A 19681-nucleotide genomic window follows, 5' to 3' on the forward strand; every position below is an offset into this window, starting at 1 on the left:
TTCCCGGAACCGGTGTAAAGTTCCGCCCACGTTCAACCCAAGAGACTCCATTCTTATGTCTACGATCCGCATTTTGTCCACCTCGATTTTGGCTGCCACATTGCTGGTTCAGCCTGCCATGGCCCAGAACAAAGCGGCCATTGGAAAATCCGTCACCGAGTTCATCAAGGTGTCCCAAGGTCTGGCTACCAGCCTGGCCGACCTGTCCAAACGCGCCGGCACCGCATCCCCCAACGACAAAGACATGCTCAAGCTGGTGAACACCCAGTTGGGTCTGGTGGATGCCACCGCCGACGGCGTGGTCGCACTGGGCCTGGTCGCCGCCGAGATGCGCGACGCCAGTGACCTGGCAGCCGCCAAAAAACAATTGACCACCCGCTGCACGGCACTAAAGTCCCTGGCGGAAGCCTCTGGCAAGTATGTGGGCAGCCTGGCGTCCAATATCGCGGCCGTAGCCACCGCGGCAGAAGTCAACAAGGCACGCGACCTGGTGGTGCAAATGGGCCAACACGCCCTGTGCAACCCCGGCAAGGCGTAATGGCATGAAAGCACCTCTCACCATGCCATCCTTTCGCTTGAATGCCGTGCTACTGGCCTGCGCCCTGGGGGCGCCAATGGTCTGGGCACAAACGCCGGCCGCACCAGCAAGTGCAGCGTCGGCTCCCGCTGCGCCGACCATTCGCGCGGAACTGCGTACCCTGTTGCTGGAAACACAAACCCTGCTGACGGACAAGAAGTTTCCCCAGGCCCGGGAAAAGGTTCAGTTGGCAAACGCCGTAGCGGACAAGACCCCTTACGAAAACTACATCGTGGCGCGTATTGCGCTGTCCATCGCCATTGCAGACGATGACGCACCCAGCGCCCACAAGCTGCTGGAGCAGGTGCTGGAGCTCAACGCCAAGGGCGCCTGGCTCACGACCGAAGAAACCCTGCCCCTGATGCACGCCGTGGGCATTACCCACTACCGCACCAAGGACTACGCCCAATCCGCCAACTGGATGGACCGCAACATCAAGGCCGGTGGCACTGACCCCGCCGTCAAGAATGTACGCATCCAGGCCTATTTGCTCGGCGGCAACCTGCAACGCGGCAGCGACCTGATCAACGAGGAAATCGCAGCCAGTGAACAGGCCAAAAAAGCCCCCGCTCAAAACCACCTGGAAATGCTGGCCCAGGCCCGCAACAACCTGAAAGACGCCGCGGGTTACACCCGGGCCCTGGAAATGCTGGTGCAGTATTACCCCAGCAAGGACAGCTGGCGTTTGCTGATCAACCGCCTGTGGAGCCGCTCGGACCTGGCCAGCCGCTTGCAACTGGATGTGTTTCGCCTGGCCTTTTACAACGGCACGCCCGAAGAAGCCACCGATTACTCCGAATACGTGGACTTTGCCCAAAAAGGCGGCTTCTCTGGCGAAGCACTGAATGCCTATGACCAAGGCGTAACCGCCGGCCTGCTGGGCAGCACCGACGCCCACAAGAAGCTGCGCGCCAAACTGGTGCAAGAGAACGAGCTGGACCGCAAAAATCTTGCCGCAGACACCGCTGCCGCCCAGAAAAAGCCTGACGGTTTTGCGCTGTTCAACATCGGACTCAACCTGGTGGGCATGAAGCAGTTTGACAAAGGCCTGGAGCTGATGGAAAAAGGCATTGCCAAGGGCCTGCCCCGCCGCCCCGAGGAAGCGCGTTTGCGCCTGGGCGTGGCCTATGCACAAGCCGGGCAAGCCGACAAAGCCGTCCAGACCCTGGCCACCGTCTCCGGCCCCGAGGGCCTGACCGAGCTGGCGCGCTACTGGACCCTGGCCGCGCGCAAGCCCTGATCGGCGAGTAAGGGGGCATTGGCACGTGTTCAGACTGCTGCTTGCCTCAGGGCTCGCCGTGTTGTTCAGCGGTTGCGCCAGCCTGGTGCCGCCGCCGGAGCCCACCAAGCCCCTGGACACCGTCAACCCCAAATACGGCTACCGCTTCTCCAACCTGCAGCCAGGCCCCGACAACAGCGACGGCCTGTTCATGGTGGTGGCGTTCTCGGGGGGCGGCACCCGCTCTGCCGCGCTGGCCTATGGGGTGCTGGACAAACTGCGGGACACACCGATCCGCTGGAATGGCCTGCCCCGCCGCTTGCTGGACGAAATTGATGTCATCAACTCGGTATCGGGCGGCAGCTACGCCGCGGCCTACTACGGCTTGTACGGTGATGCCTTTTTTGACGACTTTCCTGACCGGTTTTTGAACGCCGACTTCCAGACCGAGCTGTGGGACCGCTACATCTCGGTCACCGGCATGACCCAGGTCATGGGCTGGTCTACCAATGACCGGGTCGATCTGCTCAGCGCCATTCTGGAACGCCGCCTGTTTGCCAAAAAAACCTTCGCCGACCTGCTGGAGCGCCAAACCCGACCGCTGGTGGTGATACACGCCACCGACCTCAACCGCGGCTCCGACTTCCAGTTCACCCAGGACCAGTTTGACCCCCTGTGCACCGATCTCTCCAGCCTGCCGCTGGCCCGTGCCGTGGCGGCGTCCAGCGCCGTCCCCATCCTGTTCGGGCCGGTGGTGTTGAAGAACCATGGCGGGCGCTGCGGCTACAAGCGGCCCAGTTGGATACAACCCACGCTGCGCGGCCCACAAGACCAGGGTTGGGCCCTGCGGGCACAGCGCCATGCCACGGTGGTGGACTCCTACATGGACTCCAGCCCAGAAACGGGCCGCCCCTGGATCCACCTGATCGACGGTGGCATCTCGGACAACTTGGGCCTGCGCGGGCCGCTGGAATCCAGCATCGCGCGGGGCGGTTTTGCACCCCTGCTCAAACGCCTGGGTGTGAAGGGTGTGCGCAAGGTGGTGTTCTTGGTGGTCAGTGCCGAGGTCTTGCCGGAGTCGGGCATAGACCAGTCGGGCAAGGCGCCCAGCATCCGCCAAATGGCGTCCCGTGTGCTGGACACCCTGATGGCCAATATTTCGTTTGAAACCCAGACCTGGCTGCGCTCCAGCTTCCACTACTGGCGCCACGAAGCGCGTGAACTGATCGACAACCCCGACAGCCCCTACGAAGGCCAGCCCGATTTCTACCTGATAGAAACCAGCCTGCGCGACATTGCCGACCCCGCCGAGCGCAAGACCATGATGGCCATACCCACAACCTTCAAGCTGGACCCCGAACAAGTGCAGTCGCTGCAACAGGCCGGGCGCACCCTGCTGGACAACGCACCGGAATTCAAACGCCTGGTCCAGGATCTGCAATAACCACTTTAAGCAAAATGAGCCTCTAGCCCCCGAATAGTCTATACCTATTGCTACTATTTTTATAGTATCCAAGCATGCCAGACACCAGCCGACTGCAAACCGCCCTGGCCCTGCTGCACGCCAACGCCCGGCCCGAGGCGCTGGAAAGCCTGGAGCGTTTTGGCATTGTGGGTGACGGGCGACTGGGCCTGTCGGTACCAGCCATGCGTAGCATAGCCCGCAAGCTGGGGCGCGACCACGCGTTGGCCCAGGCCCTGTGGGACACCAGCATCCCCGACGCACGCATCGTCGCCAGCATGGTGGCCGAGCCCGCCCTGCTTACGTCTCGCCAGATGGACGCCTGGGTCAAAGGATTTGCCGCCTGGGATGTGTGTGACCAGACCTGCCTGAACGCCTTTGTGAAGTCACCGCTGGCCTGGCGCAAGGTCGATGCGTGGGCTACGCGCAAAGACGAGTTCGTGCGCCGCGCTGCGTTTTCGCTACTGGCCACGCTGGCCGTGCACGACAAAAAAGCGGGCGACGAGCCCTTCATCGCCGCACTGGCGCTGGTAGAAGCAGCCGCAGACGACGACCGCAACTTTGTGAAGAAAGCCGTCAACTGGGCTCTACGCGGTATCGGCAAACGCAATACCGCCCTGCGCGCGCAGGCTATTGCGGCTGCGCTGCGGATTCAACAGCAGGGAACTAAATCGGCGCGGTGGATTGCGGCGGATGCTTTGCGGGAGTTAGACCCGAAGGCGGTTGCGCGCTGATCATGATCACCTGGAGGGGGATGGATTCGGTGGCGGCTTCAGACACAAAGCGGGCGGGGCGGTTTGCAATGAGCTTGCTCTAGACCGGTCACTCGCAGTCAGGGAGCGGGCAACTGCTTTATGGTGAGCACTTCGTCAAACCGAGCACCCGCCATGGGCTGGAAGCCCTCTTCCAAGATATTTCATTCTTTTGACCGAGAGAAAAAAACGATGAGAAGTCCACCAATCACGGGAATGAAAACAATGGCCCCGAGAAATGCAAAACCGCGCCACTTATTTGTGACTTCTGCCTTCTTCACATCTGATGGCAACTCACGAGTTGGCCAAACAAAGTCTGAAACCGCATGCAACTTTCCAAACTGCCATCGTTCTTGTGCAACCTCCTGCCCAATGCTTAGTTGCGTCCATAACTCTTCTGAGTAGCACTTTTTCTTTGTAGACCCATCCAACAACCATCGAATATCGGTACGGTACCTGCACCCCCTAGAGCCCGTGTAAGACTTGGCAACTATCTCTCCCAGGACAGTAGCCGACTCGCCCCGAAAGCTGACGTATAGCCCACCGAGGCCCGCGACAGCACCGTGGACTGTCATGAGTGCCATGAAGACTACGACTAGAACCGGCCCAATGAGGAACTGAAACTGCTTCCAAAGCTTGCCTTGAGAGTTTTCAACTAGAAAGCGATGCCCTGGTTTGGTAAAGCAAATAAACGCGAAGGTTACTGTTCCTAAAGTCCATCCAACTTTACTCAACACATCATCAAGCCACGCTGGCAATGGTTCTAATTTGGGAGCTGGGCCCAACATAGCCGTCCAAGAGCCCAGTGTGAACACAAGCATGAGCAACACGAAGACCTGAAGAATCCTAGTTATGCCTCTATTCATATTAAGCCTTCATACCCCGTTGGTCTATCTTTGAGAAAAAGGAAGACGATACCTGCGTCAAGAACCAATCGTGCTTTCGTTGGGAGATAGAGTATCGCAACTTGTTTAGTCAACTCTGGGCTATCTTGGTTGAAGAGAAGTTGAAGTACGAACGATCGCTATCACGGGCACAACCGAAATGCTCGAGCGACCGATGACGGGCAATAGATTGGACTGCCAGTAAGCAGCCATTCGCCAACGCCGGCTTCCGCCCCACTCCAGCCCAATGATCCACTCCAGAAACCATTGCAGCGTGTGGGGCAGTAGGCCCCGCCGATTTGTGGGCCTGTGACACCATGAGGCGGGGCCTACTGCCCCACACTCTGCCGCCAACAACGCCAAGATCAAAAGCGATTAAAGCGCCTGCGCCAACCGCCCCACCCCTTCCTCAATCTTCGCCACATCCGCAGTCGCAAAACTCAAGCGCAGGGTAGACAGATCGGGGTTGGATGCATAAAACGGTGCACCCGGCACAAAGGCCACGCCCTTGTCGATGGCGCGCTTGGCCAACTCGGCACCGTCTTTAACCTTGCCGCCAGCGCCGGTCAGGCGCGCCCATACAAACAGGCCGCCCTGGGGCTGCACAAACTCAATCGCATCGCCCAGCTCTTTGCGCAAAGCGTTGCCCATGGCCAGCGCACGCTCGGCGTACACCTTGCGCACGTGGGCCAGCGTGCCGGGCATGCGGCCAGCCTTCAGGTATTGGGCAGCGGTGGCCTGAGCAAAAGTGCTGGTGTGGGCATCGCTGAACTGTTTGCACATGGTGGCCTTGGCCAGCAGTTCGGGCGGGGCAATCATCCAACCCACGCGCAGGCCGGGGCTCAGCACCTTGCTCAACGAGCCGCAGTGCACCAGCAGCTCACGGCTACCGGGCACACCGGCGCTCAGCGCCAATAAGGATGGCGGCGGCGCGTCGTTGAAGTACAGATCGCCATAGGGGTCGTCTTCCACCATCAGCGTCTGGTACTGCACGGCCAGCTCCAGCACACGTTTGCGGCGCTCCAGGTTCAGCATGGCGCCACTGGGGTTGCCAAAGGTGGGGATCAGGTAAACGAACTTGGGCTTGTGCTCGGCAATCAGCGCTTCCAGCTTGTCCACTTGCACGCCGTTGGCATCGATGGGTGCGCTGATCAGTTGCGCGCCATACAGGCGGAAGCACTGGATGGTGGCCAAAAAGGTGGGCCCTTCCACAATGACCTTGTCGCCTGGGCTGATCATGGTCTTGCCCAATAGGTCCAGGCCCTGCTGGCTGCCAGTGGTGACGATCATTTGCTCGGGCGAGAGGTCTTTGACACCCTTGGCCTGCATGAAAGCCGCCAGTTGCTCACGCAGCGGGTTGTAGCCCTCGGTGGCACCGTACTGCAGTGTGGCACCGGCCTCTTCTGTCAGCGCAGTGTTGACGGCTTCGCGTATGCCCTCCACATCAAACATGGCCGGATCGGGAAAGCCGCCCGCAAAACTGATGATGCCGGGCTTGCCCAACAGCTTGAAGAGTTCGCGAATGGCGGAGGTTTCTACGTTGTCTAGACGAGTGGCGAATTGGAGCGGCATGGCGGTTTCGGTGTGATGGTTGTGGCGCAATGGTAGCGCCTGCATTTGCAGCGTCTCTTGCAGCAGTACTTTTCAAGCCCATTCAGCCCGTCTAATTGCATCATGCATTTTTTGCATAACGCCATGAATGAGGGCATTTCTGCATATCCAGCAGACGTATGCGCGCCTAGAATTCGCGTCATCCAAAAGATAACCCCGGAGCAAACAATGACCTCTTCCGCGCTCACCGAGCTGCTGTCCTACACCCAAGAACATGCAGGCCCGGCCTCCAGCCGTATCCACGATTTTGTGGCGGCCTACTTCGACAACACCGACCCCGATGAACTGGTGGCACGTGGCCCGTCCACGCTGTTTGCCATTGCCAACGCGCACTGGCGCCTGCTCGATGCACCCCGCCCACCCAACACGGCCAAGGTCCGCGTCTTCAACCCCACACTGGCCGAAGACGGTTTTGTCAGTGACCACACCGTGGTGCAGATCGTCAATGACAACATGCCCTTCCTGGTGGACTCGGTCACCATGGCCATCAACCGCAGCAACCGCACGGCCCACTGGATTGTTCACCCCCTGCTCAGCGTGGCCCGTGATGCCAAGGGCAAGGTGCAAAGCGTCAGCAGTGCAGCAGCCGCTACCGCAGCCGGCAGCACCAACCCCGTCGAATCCCTGATACAGGTGGAATGCGACCGCATCGTCGGCGTAGCAGACCAGCAGGCACTGGCCGACGAGCTGGAGCAGGTGTTGAACGATGTACGCAGCGCCGTGCAAGACTGGAGCGCCATGCTGGAGCGTGCGCGCAAGATGGCCGCCGATGCATCCCGCTCGTCGCTGTCGCCCGCTGGTCGCCAAGAGGGCGTTGACTTTTTGAGCTGGCTGGAAGACCGCCACTTCACCTTCCTGGGTGCGCGTGATTACGACCTGAAACGTGATGGCGATGTGGTCAGCATGGTGGCCAAGCCCGAGACCGGCCTGGGCATCTTGCGCGGCCCGGTCCACACCCTGGAAACCGTGTTGCCACCCGAAGCCGTGGCCCTGCTGGAAAGCAACGAACTGGTGCTGGTCACCAAGGCCATGACCCGCGCCACCGTGCACCGTCCGGCCTGGCTGGACTATGTGGCCGTTAAACGTTTTGACGAAGCCGGCCAGGTCATTGGTGAGGCCCGCTTCCTGGGCCTGTACACCGCTACCGCCTACACGGCAGCGGTCAGCGAGATCCCCCAGGTGCGCAGCCGTGTCGCCGCGGTGATGGCCGCCGCCGGTGTGGTGCCCGACAGCCATGCCGCCAAGTCGCTGCAATCCATTCTGGATGCCTACCCGCGCGACGAACTTCTTCAGATAGACACCCCCACGCTGACCGAACACGCCATTGGCATCCTGCGCCTTCAAGAGCGCCAGCGCACCCGCCTGTTCCTGCGCCGTGACCCGTTTGGCCGCTTCACATCGGCCCTGGTGTTTGTGCCACGGGATCGCTTCAATACCGAGCTGCGCATCAAGATAGGTAGCGAGCTGATGACCGCGCTGGACGGCCTGTCCATCGAATTCACTCCCATGCTGACGGACAGCCCACAGGCCCGCATCCACTACCTGGTGCGCGCCAAGGACAACGCGCCGCATGTGGCCAACTTTGCTGCACTAGAGGCCCGCATCACCCGCCTGACCCAGCGCTGGGAAGACGATTGCACCACTGAGCTGCTGCGCGCCCATGGAGAAGGCCCGGGCCTAGCCCTGGCCCACCGTTTTGCCGATGCATTCCCCACGGCCTACCGCGAAGACTTCTCGCCCCAAGTGGGTGCCGAAGATGCCGATATGTTGTTGGCGCTCTCCCCCACTTCGCCACTGGCCGTCAAGCTGTACCGTCCGCTGGACGCTGGCACCGGCATCCTGCGTCTGAAGATTTACAACACCTCCAAGGTTGCGTTGTCTGACTCGCTGCCCGTGCTGGAGCGTATGGGCGCCCGTGTGCTGGACGAACACCCCTACCGCATTGGCAACAATGGCGACACGCTGTGGATACACGACCTGGGTCTGCAACTGCCGGCTGACACGGACATTGCCAAGGTCAAATCCCGCTTTGAAGCGCTGTTTGCCACCGCCTGGCGCGGCGGTGTGGAGAGCGACGATCTGAACCGCCTGGTGCTGGTCACCAACCTGGATGCACGTGCCATCTCGGTGCTGCGCGCCTACACCCGTTACTTCAAGCAACTGGGCTTTGCCTTCAGCCAGAGTTACATCGAAGCGGCGCTCAACAAAAACGCCAGCATCGCCCAGTCCATCGTCGAACTGTTCATGGCCCGCTTTGACCCGGCCTTTGCGGGTGACCGTGCGGCCGCGCAGCAGCAGATCAAGCAAACGTTGGACACAGCCCTGAGCAACGTGGCCAGCCTGGACGAAGACCGCATCCTGCGCCAGTTTGTGGCCACCATCATGGCTACGTTGCGTACCAATCTGTGGCAGACCGCTGCCTCGGGCTCCGAGAAGCCCTACATCAGCTTCAAGCTCAACCCGCGCGAAGTGCCCGGTGTGCCAGAGCCCAAGCCGCTGTTCGAGATCTGGGTCTACTCGCCCCGTGTGGAAGGTGTGCACTTGCGTGGTGGCAAGGTGGCCCGTGGTGGCCTGCGCTGGTCGGACCGCCGCGAAGACTTCCGCACCGAGATTCTGGGCCTGGTCAAGGCCCAGCAGGTCAAGAACACCGTCATCGTGCCCGTGGGCTCCAAGGGTGGTTTTGTGCTGAAAAACGCGCCGCCTGCCAGCGACCGCGAGGCCTACCAGGCTGAGGGCATTGCCTGCTACAAGATTTTCCTGTCTGGCCTGCTGGACATCACCGACAACGTGGTCAAGGGCGCCGTGGTACCCCCCACCAACGTGGTGCGCCATGACGTGGACGACCCCTATTTGGTGGTCGCCGCCGACAAGGGCACGGCCACCTTCTCTGACATCGCCAACGGCGTATCTGCCGACTATGGCTTCTGGCTGGGCGACGCGTTTGCATCCGGCGGCTCGGTCGGTTACGACCACAAGAAGATGGGCATCACCGCACGCGGTGCGTGGGAAGCGGTCAAACGCCACTTCCGCACCCTGGGTGTGAACACACAGACCACTGCCTTCACCGTGGCCGGTATTGGCGACATGTCGGGCGACGTGTTTGGCAACGGCATGCTGTTGTCCGAACACATCAAACTGGTGGTGGCCTTTGACCACCGCCACATCTTCATCGACCCCAACCCAGATGTGGCCAAGTCGTTTGCCGAGCGCCAGCGCCTGTTCAACCTGCCCCGCTCCAGCTGGGATGACTACGACAAGAGCCTGATCTCGCAAGGTGGCGGCGTGTACCCGCGCAGCGCCAAGTCCATTCCCCTGAGCCCCGAGGCACGTGCCGTCATCGGCATCACAGCCGAAGAGCTGCCACCGCTGGAACTGCTCAAGGCCATCCTGCAAGCGCCTGTGGACCTGCTGTACAACGGCGGCATTGGCACCTATGTCAAAGCCAGTTTCGAGACCCATGCCCAGGTGGGCGACAAGTCCAGCGATGCGTTCCGTGTGAACGGCAGCGAGCTGCGTTGCAAGGTGGTGGCTGAAGGCGGCAACCTGGGTTGCACCCAAAACGGCCGTATCGAATACGCCCAGAAGGGTGGCCTGATCTACACCGACGCCATCGACAACTCCGCCGGTGTGGACTGCTCCGACCACGAAGTCAACATCAAGATTTTGCTGGGCGGCGTGGTCGAGGCCGGTGACCTGACGCTGAAACAGCGCAACGACCTGCTGGCATCCATGACCGACGAAGTGGGCCAACTGGTGCTGCAGGACAACTACTACCAGACCCAGGCGCTGGACATTGCCACCCACCGCCCCCTGTATGTGCTGGACGGCCAGCAACGCCTGATGCAGTGGCTCGAAGGCAGCAACCGCCTGAACCGCGCCATCGAGTTTTTGCCAACGGACGATGAAATCGCCCGCCGCCGCGCCCGCAAGGTTGGCCTGACATCGCCCGAAAATGCCGTCGTGTTGGCCTACGCCAAGATGAGTGTGTTTGACGAACTGGTGGCCAGCAACCTGCCGGACGATCCGTTCTTCAGCCGCGCACTCAAGGCCTACTTCCCCCAGGTCTTGACCGAGAAGTTTGGCCCCGCCATTGCAGCCCACCCGCTCAAACGCGAGATCATTGCCACCCATATCACCAACACGGTGGTCAACCGCACCGGCGCAACATTCGTCAACTTCATTGCGTCGGAATCGGGTGCCACGGCGGCGGACGTGATCCGCGCCTTCACACTGGCCCGCGAGATTTTTGACCTGGAGCCCATCTGGGACCAGTTGGATGCTCTGGACTACAAGGTCGATGCCAGCCTGCAGCTCGACCTGCTGAGCAAGCTCACCGCCATTGCCCAACGCGCCTCACGCTGGATGCTGCGCATCCGCGCCCAGGGCACCGACCTGCCCACGCTGATCCAGCGCTACCAGCCCGCCGCCCGCGAGCTGCGCCAGAACCTGGCCACCTGGCTGCCCCAGAGCGCACAAGACAGCTGGCAACAGGCCACCGACGTGCTGGTCAAAGCCGGTGTGGATGCGGCTTTGGCACAGAACCTGACGGCGCTGGAATTCATCTTCCCCGCACTGGACCTGGTGGACCTGGCCCAAAGCGCCAACACCGGCCTGGAACAGGCGGCACGGGCCTACTTCGGCATTGAGGCCGACCTGGCCCTGACCGAATGGCGTGCGCAGATCAACCGCCTGCCCACCGACACCCTGTGGCAAACCCAGGCCCGCGGCAGCGCGCGTGACGATGTGTACTCCATCGCCCGCCAGATCACGCTGGGCCAGCTGTCACGCGGTGCGGAGGGTGTGCAAGCCTGGCGCACAGAACATGGCCAAGCAATTGGCCGCCTGCAAGCCCTGCTGACCACCATCAGCACACAGGGACCGGATCTGGCGCCGGTGTCGGTGGCATTGCGGGAACTGCGGCACCTCGCCTAACTGCAGATGTACCTGCGCCGACTGGTGGCCGTCAAGGTCAACAACAGTCGGTGCAAGTATTTGCTACTATTTACATAGCGCAATAGTCATATTTTACGGGGGCTCCAGCCTGAATCGGCATATACCCCCTTCAATGCGACCCAAGCCGATCGCATCCACCGTTCTTGCTAAGAATTCGCTTGCACTGCAAATTTTGCTGGCATGCTGATTACGGTTTCAAACGGGCGATAGCCGTCGCTTGCGCTATTCGCCTGCGGGTCCAAAAAGCGCAGCTCGATAGAGCCTTCCTCGCGTTCTACAAAGCTCTTGACAGCATCCATCCCAACTCCACGGCCCGACACCTCGGTGACCTGCTCGGCAGTGGAAAAGCCCGGTGCAAAAATGAGCTGCGCAATTTCTTCTGGTGACAACTTCTGATCTTCGGTAATCAGTGCCTTTTCAATAGCCTTTTTGCGAATGTAATCGACTGCCAGTCCGCGCCCATCGTCACGTAGCTTGAGTTGCAACTTGCCCTCGGCTAGAGCCAGTTCCAGCTGGATACTGCCTGCCGCTGGCTTGCCCTTTGCAACACGCTCAGACCCGGTTTCGATGCCGTGATCCATCGAATTGCGATAAAGGTGCATGAAGACGTTTTTCAACAAATCCGCGATTTGCGTGCGCAGCACAATGTTGTGGTCCACGATGCTAATGTGCGGCGGCTCTTTGGACAATTCTTGGGCAAGTGATGGAAGGGATTCCAAAATGCCCTCCAAGGCTTCCTGAACACGCACGGTGCCCAGCATTTGCAACATGTTGTGCACCCGCTGGTGCGCCGCTCGCATCGATGCCAGATCGGTCCCGCGTATCGAATCGTCCATTACATCCAGAGCGTCTTGAATGTCCTGCTTTTGCACCATGAGGTATTTCTCCACACCTGCGCGACGCCCAGGGCCAGTCCTGCCCAATTTAACCTTGTTGATATGGGCGTATTCTTCAATTGCATCGGATGCACTGGCTAGCTCGCGGAGTAGTTTTTCTTGGTCCCACACGGCATCTGGGTTTTTGCGCAGGTCGTCGTAGGTTTGTTCGGCCTCGTGCACCATGTTGGTCAAGTGCAGAAAACCGTATGTGCGCGCATTACCTTTGATCGTATGCATGTTGCGGAACAACTCGGTGACAGTTCCTGGGTCCAGGCCGTCTTTGGGAGTTGCGCCCACTGCATCGATAATTTTCTTGTTTTCAGCCAAGAACTCGACCGATCCCTCAACAAACCCTGAGAATTTTTCCTGGCTGATCGCCAATATTTGACCGATGATGTCCAGCTCGCGTTTTTGTTTCCCAGCTGCGGCTGCCAAGGCTTTGAGCTCGGTGACATCGCGTACGCACAGCATCAGGCGTACAACGGTATCCATATCGTCGGTGATGGGTGACCAGCTCAAATCGAGAATCTTCACACGTCCGTCAGGCATTTTCTTTTCAACTTCGCTCACCAAAAGGTGCTCATTGAATTGAAAATTCATACTGTCTTCGCCAATGCAGGCGCTAACTGCAGCTTCGACCTGAGACAGAATTTCCGCATTGAAACTGCTATTGGCAAAGACCAGCTCCAGTAGGTCGCGCCCAGCAATGTCTTTGGTTTCTAAAATGGTTTCCAGATAGGCGGAAAACTCTGGATGCACCTTGTTGCCTGCTACAACCGTCAAGATACCCTGCGGTATGTAATGCATCATGGCCTGGATGTCGGCAGTTTTTTGCTTGAGCTGTTGCGAGCTTTCCTGGATTTTTCCGATCATGGCATTAAAGGCCACGATGGACATTCCAATTTCATCCATGCGCTCAACCGGCACGCGACGCGAAAAGTCTTGGCTGGTGGCAATTTCGCTCATCATGACTTGCATTTGGGTGATGGGCTGTACCACACTGTTGGTAATGCGCCAGGCAATGAAGCCGCCCATGGCAAGTGCTACTGTCACCAATATGCCCAAAGTGACAAATACAGTACGCTGCAACGACAGCACGTCTTTGTTGGCATCCTCATTGATCTTGCCCTGCAGATCAATCAACTCAGAGACCTTGGCCCGCAGGATCACCTCTGCAGGTCGCACCCGATTGCTGAGAGTGAGCACAGCGGCGACGGTGTCGGCGTCCAGCGCTTGCTCCAGCGACTCTGCGGTCGATGGGAGTACCTTCTTTCCGGCCGCCGAAATATCGCCCATCAACGCGCGTTCTTTATCGGTCGCGTTGTCGCCAACCATCAGTGCATTGAGCGCTTCTTCAGTCTTAAGAAAGGATTTTTCGGCAACTTTTGCTGCGTCGAACTCGACCTGAAGCTGTTTAGTATCCATGTCCGTAAACAATGCGGCAGACCTCGCGCGAATTGCCAGGTCATTGATGCTTTCCATCAATTCATTCGCCAATGTGGTTTTGACGTTATTGACCTGAACAATGCGCTGCACCCGCTGGCCTTGCAGTTGCAGGGCATAGATACTGGTAATGGCTACAGCAAGCAAAAGTATGAGAACGCTGGTAAAACCCAGCGATAGCCGGCGGGCCAAAGACATGGATTGAAAGTATGAATTGATCATATATTTCTGCTGTCCTTCATGTGCTGTCATCTTGTCGAGTCCAACTCTCGATGCAACTTTTGGCAATAGTGCTAACTTATTATGCGGCCAATTCTTTGACGCACCTAACCCGTGCGGGGTTCACCGCAACAACCGATTGCACCGTGGCGCGGTCGCTACAGTCTTAGAAAAATTGCTAGGTATTTGCTAGCGACCCAAACAGGGCGCAAGAGCCACATCGAAGGACATTCCAGGCATTTTCGAAGATCGAATCGCTCTTTTGTAGCACTTGATGGCGGCCTATGTTAGGCTTAGTCACACCACGCATTAATTGATAGAGGTGCCATGGGCAACACAACATTGGTTCTACTTTTTGCGGCAGTCGCCGCAGCGTGTTTCTTGGGCTGGCAGGTGTTGAAGCTCAGGCGTGCGCTTGCAAAGACGGTTGATGCACAAGAGGCAAAAGCGCAAGAGCAATATTGGAGCGGGTTGCTGGAAGCGCAACGTAGGGAAAGCGAAGATTTTCGTGAATCTTCAGAGCGGAAACACGCCGCGCTTGAGGCCGAGTTGGCAAATTTGCGGCAGGACGTGCGCCCGGATGTAATCGCCCAGCTGGAAAAAATCCAGCAGTCCAGTTCAACAGCACTGGATGGAAGCAAAGCTTTGGCCGGCGAAATTCTCACCCTGCTGGATTTGGTCAAGACCTTCGAGCGCTGGCATTCCGATATGAACGAGCTCATCATCCATAACCGCGCGATGCATGACAAGAATGACGAGTTTGCATCGATCGTCAAGTACATGATTATTGTTACGCTCAATGCCTCCATCGAGGCGGCGCGGGCCGGTGCGTCCGGGCGGGGCTTCGCAGTGGTTGCTGACGAAATGCGCAATCTGGCGGCGCGAGCCGAGAGCCTGTCGGAAGGCTACCGCAATAGTCTCTACCAAAATGACCTGATTACCACCACGACGTTTCAAGACCTGCAAGCGGGTGGCAAGATGATCATCGGTTCACTCACAGGACTGAACTTGATCAACAACAAGATCAAAGATGGATTAACTTCTTGAGTTGAAACAACATGATCAGTAACCGGGTGCGAGACAGTTTTGACCAGATGCTGATGATGGGCATCAAGGCCAGCATGGGAGGATCATCGCCCGAGAACTGCGAGATTGCAGTGCTGGCGAATCCGAAGGAAATTCGGGAAACCACGGTGGTCATGTTGACCGTAGCATCGTTTCTGTTTCGACTGTCCGTGGTGATTTATTTTTCGTCGGATGACGCTACCAAAGCCCACTTTGCAAGCCTCAACAATATTGATCCGGCGGAGATGAGCGACCAGGCATTCTTGGACGCCATGCGGGAATGCGGCAACATTTGTTGCGGCACATTGAACCGTGAACTGGCGCGTGTCTACCCACATGTGGCCATGTCAACCCCCAACATTATCGAGCGGGAGTGCGTCGACCATCTTGAATCTTTGAAAGGCGGACATCTCCAGTATTTTCGCGCCACGATTGATGGAAACAAGCAGTTTCACGTGAGCGTCTGCGTGCGTGACTATGCCGATATTGATTTCGAATGGACGATGGTCGAAGAAACCACGGCTGCGGGTGAGATGGAGTTCTTCTAACGGCGATTGCATATTCTCGAAGGGAATAAAAATGACCGAACAGACGAAGATAGTCAGCAAAGTATTGGTACTTGACGGCGATACAGCGTGCTTTGATAGCATCAAAGATTTCTGCGACAGCAATGGTTTGGTAGGCCTCAAAGTCCAGCCAGACAACGTCATGTCAGTGCTGCGTTCTAACTTGGACTTAGGCGCGATTTTGTTGTCCGAAACGTATTCAGACAGCGCGCACGGTGGCACCGTGTTGGCGCGAAAAATCCATGCAGTTCGTCCGGAGTTGCCCATTTTTTTGCGCCGCGAAGCGACGGACAGCCTGGACGACTTGTCGGGCCGTGACCGATTGCTCTACAGTGCGGCTTACACCATCGGCACGATTTCCAAACTGCAGGCAGTTATAGAGGAGTTCATCTTCAGCCGGTCGTACCCCAATGCACTGATCCGTGGCATCACAGAAATTGCGATCCCTGCACTGCAGAGCCAATTCAAGTCCATGCAAGTTGAAGTTGAGGCACCCTACTTGGTGCGAGACCGCTTGATCTTTGGCGAAATCTTCACGCTGATCCCCTTGGAAAGTAGCTGGTGCCGCGGCTACATGATGCTTCAGACAGAAGAAGAGGCCATGATGCACTACGTGAAAGCGGGCCGGACTTTTATCAACCCTGAAGAATCCTACGACTTTCGCAACCTCAATGGGCTACTCGGTGAAATCACCAACCTGATTTGGGGGGCTATCAAGAACCGCTACCTGTCCAGTGTTCGCGAGGGGGTCTACTTGTCCCAGGTGCCTATCATCATCAACAATTTGCACCGGTATATTTCTTTTGGATCGGATAACCCACAACTGTGTTTCAAATACACCGTCTCCGATCCCAATGATCCGGCGTTTAGGCCCCTGGTGTTGCAACAGAAGTTTGTTTTTAATTTGAGTTGGTCGCCTGAAGAGTTTTCGGAAAATCTCACTTCGGTAGACGAGTTGGTTTCTTCAGGTGAATTGGAATTTTTTTAACACGTTAGGAGTCTGGATATGGCGCAAATTTTGGTAGTAGATGATTCGAGCACCGTTCGCAATGAAGTGGGCGACTTCTTGCAGAAGAATGGTTTGACCGTTGCCCTGGCAGTTGACGGGCGGGATGGTTTGGTCAAGCTCAAGGCAGATCCCGCGATCAAACTCATTGTCTGTGATGTCAATATGCCCAATATGGACGGTCTGACGATGGCTGAAAAAGTCCGTAGCGAACTCAATAACAATACGGTCAGCATTGTCATGCTCACAACCGAGAATTCGCCGGTCATGAAAGAACGTGGCAAGGCTGCCGGTATCAAAGGCTGGATTGTGAAACCATTCAAAGGCGACGCCGTGTTGCCCTCATTCAAGAAGCTGGTTGGCGTGTAACTTAAATCTTGCCCCCCCCGCTACCGCGGGGGGGGCAAGCTGTTTGGAACCTGGTCTAAGCTATCGCCTGAACTGCAAACTTGCCAGGCATGCTGATCACCGTATCAAAGGCTCGATAGCTACTGTCGGTATCGGCACTGCGGAACACCAATTCAATGGTTCCCTCTTCGCGCTCGACAAAGCTCTTGACCGCGTCCATACCAACACCCCTGCCCGACACCTCGGTCACCACTGCTGCAGTGGAGAAGCCCGGGGCAAAGATCAGTTGCGCAATTTCTTCGGGGCTGGCTTGCTGGTCGGCACCCAAGAGGCCCTTTTCAATAGCCCTTTGACGTATCAAATCAACCGCCAGACCAGCACCGTCGTCACCAAGCTTCAACACGACGCGCCCGTCTGCCAATGACACATCCAGGTTGATGTGGCCAGCTGCGGGCTTGCCCTTGGCCAGGCGTTTCTCTGGCGCCTCAATACCGTGGTCAATGGAGTTGCGGTAGAGGTGCATGAAGACGTTCTTCAACAAATCTGCAATCTGTGTACGAAGCACAATGTTGTGGTCGTCGATGCTGACGATTGGTGACTCTTTGGACAGCTCCTTGGCAAGTGAGGGTAGAGATTCCACAATGCCCTCCAACGCTTCCTGCACGCGAACGGTGCCCAGCATTTTCAGCATGTTATGTACCCGCAGGTGTGCTGCTCGCATGGCCTCCAAGTCATTCCCACGCACAGAGTCGTCCATCAAATCCAGCGCGTCTTGAATGTCTACCTTCTGCACCATGAGGTATTTCTCGACACCGGCGCGACGCCCCGGACCTGTTCGGCCCAATTTGACCTTGTTGATATGTGCGTATTCTTCAATCGCAGCCGATGCTCTGGCCAATTCACCAAGCAGTTTTTCTTGGTCCCACACCGCATCGGGGTCCTGCCGCAGTTCTTCGTAGCTCTGTTCAGCCTCGTGAACCATGTTTGTCAGGTGCAGCAAGCCGTAGGTACGCGCATTGCCTTTAACGGTATGCATGTTGCGAAACAACTGGGTGGCCGTATCGGGATCAAGGGCGCCCTGGGGCGTGGGGCCAACGTCTTCGATAATTTTCTTGTTTTCAGCCAAGAACTCGACGGAGCCGTCGATAAACCCGGAGAATTTCTCTTGGCTGATGGCCAGAATTTGGCCAATGATGTCGAGCTCGCGTTTTTGCTGTCCCGCCTCTGCTGCCAATGCCTTGAGTTCGGTCACGTCTCGTACGCACAACATGAGCTTATCGACGACGCCGCTGGTGTCAGAAATTGGCGACCAGCTCAGCGCTACCGCTTTCACGCGCCCATCCGGCATCGTCAGGTCGAAATCGGTAACCAGCAAGTGCGAGTTGAAGTCGTACTGCATCTCGTCTTCACCGATCACGGAGTCGATGGTGGTTTCGATCTGGGACAGTATGTCGGCGCCAAGGTTGGAGCCGCCGAACACCAGCTCCATCACCGGCCGATCAGCGATATCGTTGGTCTCAAAAATAGTCGCCATATAGGCGGAGTACTCGGGGTGGATGACCCCGCCTTTAACCACCGTCAGCACACCCTGCGGCATATTCTGCAGCATGGCGTTGATGTCGTTGGTCTTCTGGCGAAGCTGCTCTGTGCGCTCGGCCAAGCGGACCTGCATTTCGTGCAGGGAGTACAACAGGCTCTGTGTGTCGTTCTGGGCCAGTGTGATCTCCATTGTCAAATCGCCGTCGGCAATGCGGTTGGCAATGGATTTGGCATAGGCAGGCTCGCCGCCGAGTTGGCGCAACAAGCGCACGATGACCCAGCTTCCCACGGCGATGGACATGGCTACCAGCAGCAACACGATACCAATCACCCATATCACCGAGGTCTTGTAAATCTCACCCGTCTGTTGCAGGGTGGCCTTGGCCGACTGGCCACGCTGGGCCACCAGCGTGTCGACAATTTTTTCGACCTTGCGGGTTTCATTGAGCAAACCAGCGTCTTCCAAAGAGACTCCAACATCCATCTCCAAGTAGGACAGCGGTTGCTCCTTGACGAACTTCACGTATTCGCGCAAGCGCTTAGACCACTTGGCAAGGATTTCAACCAACTGTTTGGTCGTTGCGACCGATTCTTCGCTGCTGGACAGTCCCTGAATGACCGCGATCTTTTTATCCGCGTCGGCCAAGCTGGTCTCAATGTCTTTACCCAAACCTTCGCGTTCTTGTGGCGTGCTGGCGGTCAACAACTGGGTTTGCGCGCGGCTGGCACGCAACACATTGCCGCGCACCTGCTCGGCGGCTTGCCCTGCGGTGTACTCCTGGTCGTAAATGATGCGGGTGGAATCATTGAGCCTCCCCATCTGATATAGGGAAAACCCGCCAATGACCACGGCACCGGTCACCACGCAGGCAAAAGCCAGCCCAAGGCTGGCGCGCACCGACAGGCCATCAATCGCCTCACGCATCGTCTGGGCCATGCCACGCGGCGCGTTCAAGGCCGGGTTCTCAGGAGGTATTTGAACTTCTGAGCGTGAATCAGATGCCACTGCCAACGACTTTTTTGTTGTATCAGGTTCCATCATGCGATTCCTATATTGGACGATGAAAAGAGTTCAGGATAGCCGTGTTTAGTGCTAATGCTGCCATTTTTTTGCTCATACAGATAGCGCCAGCGGCTGCCCGCCTGGAGGCGGAACATC

General features: G+C 57.8%; 13 protein-coding genes. 9 read left to right on the forward strand and 4 right to left on the reverse strand.

The genetic code is table 11. The annotated features are described in order from the left end of the window. Nucleotides 1-55 precede the first annotated feature (55 nt). The 4 genes from HZ993_RS04120 (at nucleotide 56) to HZ993_RS04135 (ending at nucleotide 3992) form a co-directional block, all read left to right on the forward strand. Nucleotides 56-538: a hypothetical protein gene (locus tag HZ993_RS04120; RefSeq protein WP_209396005.1), complete on the forward strand. Its 483-nt coding sequence runs from the start codon at nucleotides 56-58 to the stop codon at nucleotides 536-538. 4 nt (nucleotides 539-542) lie between these two features. After that, nucleotides 543-1817 carry a tetratricopeptide repeat protein gene (locus HZ993_RS04125; protein ID WP_209396006.1) on the forward strand — a complete coding sequence of 425 codons (1275 nt, stop codon included), beginning with the start codon at nucleotides 543-545 and terminating at the stop codon, nucleotides 1815-1817. Between the two features lie 25 nt (nucleotides 1818-1842). After that, a complete protein-coding gene (locus HZ993_RS04130; RefSeq protein ID WP_209396007.1) occupies nucleotides 1843-3240 on the forward strand; it encodes a patatin-like phospholipase family protein in 1398 nt (465 codons plus the stop codon). A 74-nt stretch (nucleotides 3241-3314) separates the two neighbouring features. Next, the gene (locus HZ993_RS04135; protein WP_209396008.1) at nucleotides 3315-3992 is read left to right on the forward strand and encodes a DNA alkylation repair protein; all 678 of its coding nucleotides are present in this window, start codon (nucleotides 3315-3317) and stop codon (nucleotides 3990-3992) included. Nucleotides 3993-4174: 182 nt separating this feature from the next. Here HZ993_RS04135 and HZ993_RS04140 read toward each other — a convergent pair whose 3' ends face one another. Then, the gene (locus tag HZ993_RS04140; protein ID WP_209396009.1) at nucleotides 4175-4840 is read right to left on the reverse strand and encodes a hypothetical protein; all 666 of its coding nucleotides are present in this window, start codon (nucleotides 4838-4840) and stop codon (nucleotides 4175-4177) included. A 429-nt stretch (nucleotides 4841-5269) separates the two neighbouring features. Further along, nucleotides 5270-6466 carry a PLP-dependent aminotransferase family protein gene (locus HZ993_RS04145; RefSeq protein ID WP_209396010.1) on the reverse strand — a complete coding sequence of 399 codons (1197 nt, stop codon included), beginning with the start codon at nucleotides 6464-6466 and terminating at the stop codon, nucleotides 5270-5272. Nucleotides 6467-6673: 207 nt separating this feature from the next. On the opposite strand from HZ993_RS04145, the gene HZ993_RS04150 reads away from it, so the two are divergent. Then, nucleotides 6674-11437: an NAD-glutamate dehydrogenase gene (locus HZ993_RS04150; RefSeq protein WP_209396011.1), complete on the forward strand. Its 4764-nt coding sequence runs from the start codon at nucleotides 6674-6676 to the stop codon at nucleotides 11435-11437. A 167-nt stretch (nucleotides 11438-11604) separates the two neighbouring features. Here the strand turns inward: HZ993_RS04150 and HZ993_RS04155 are convergent, their stop codons facing one another. Then, complete coding sequence (locus HZ993_RS04155; protein ID WP_245213813.1) at nucleotides 11605-14031, reverse strand: Hpt domain-containing protein; 2427 nt, start codon at nucleotides 14029-14031, stop codon at nucleotides 11605-11607. A gap of 294 nt (nucleotides 14032-14325) precedes the next feature. Here HZ993_RS04155 and HZ993_RS04160 point away from each other — a divergent pair, with 294 nt between their 5' ends. Genes HZ993_RS04160 through HZ993_RS04175 form a run of 4 tightly spaced genes read left to right on the forward strand, consistent with a single transcriptional unit; the run spans nucleotide 14326 to nucleotide 17004 of the window. Then, nucleotides 14326-15045: a methyl-accepting chemotaxis protein gene (locus HZ993_RS04160; protein ID WP_209396012.1), complete on the forward strand. Its 720-nt coding sequence runs from the start codon at nucleotides 14326-14328 to the stop codon at nucleotides 15043-15045. Between the two features lie 11 nt (nucleotides 15046-15056). Then, nucleotides 15057-15611 carry a hypothetical protein gene (locus HZ993_RS04165; protein ID WP_209396013.1) on the forward strand — a complete coding sequence of 185 codons (555 nt, stop codon included), beginning with the start codon at nucleotides 15057-15059 and terminating at the stop codon, nucleotides 15609-15611. A 31-nt stretch (nucleotides 15612-15642) separates the two neighbouring features. Beyond that, nucleotides 15643-16617 carry a chemotaxis protein CheX gene (locus HZ993_RS04170; protein WP_209396014.1) on the forward strand — a complete coding sequence of 325 codons (975 nt, stop codon included), beginning with the start codon at nucleotides 15643-15645 and terminating at the stop codon, nucleotides 16615-16617. 18 nt (nucleotides 16618-16635) lie between these two features. Further along, complete coding sequence (locus HZ993_RS04175; RefSeq protein WP_209396015.1) at nucleotides 16636-17004, forward strand: response regulator; 369 nt, start codon at nucleotides 16636-16638, stop codon at nucleotides 17002-17004. 55 nt (nucleotides 17005-17059) lie between these two features. On the opposite strand, the gene HZ993_RS04180 is transcribed toward HZ993_RS04175, so the two are convergent. Further along, complete coding sequence (locus HZ993_RS04180; RefSeq protein ID WP_209396016.1) at nucleotides 17060-19477, reverse strand: MCP four helix bundle domain-containing protein; 2418 nt, start codon at nucleotides 19475-19477, stop codon at nucleotides 17060-17062. Nucleotides 19478-19681 lie beyond the last annotated feature (204 nt).

It is taken from the genome of Rhodoferax sp. AJA081-3, from assembly GCF_017798165.1.
Taxonomy (GTDB): Bacteria; Pseudomonadota; Gammaproteobacteria; order Burkholderiales; family Burkholderiaceae_C; genus Allorhodoferax.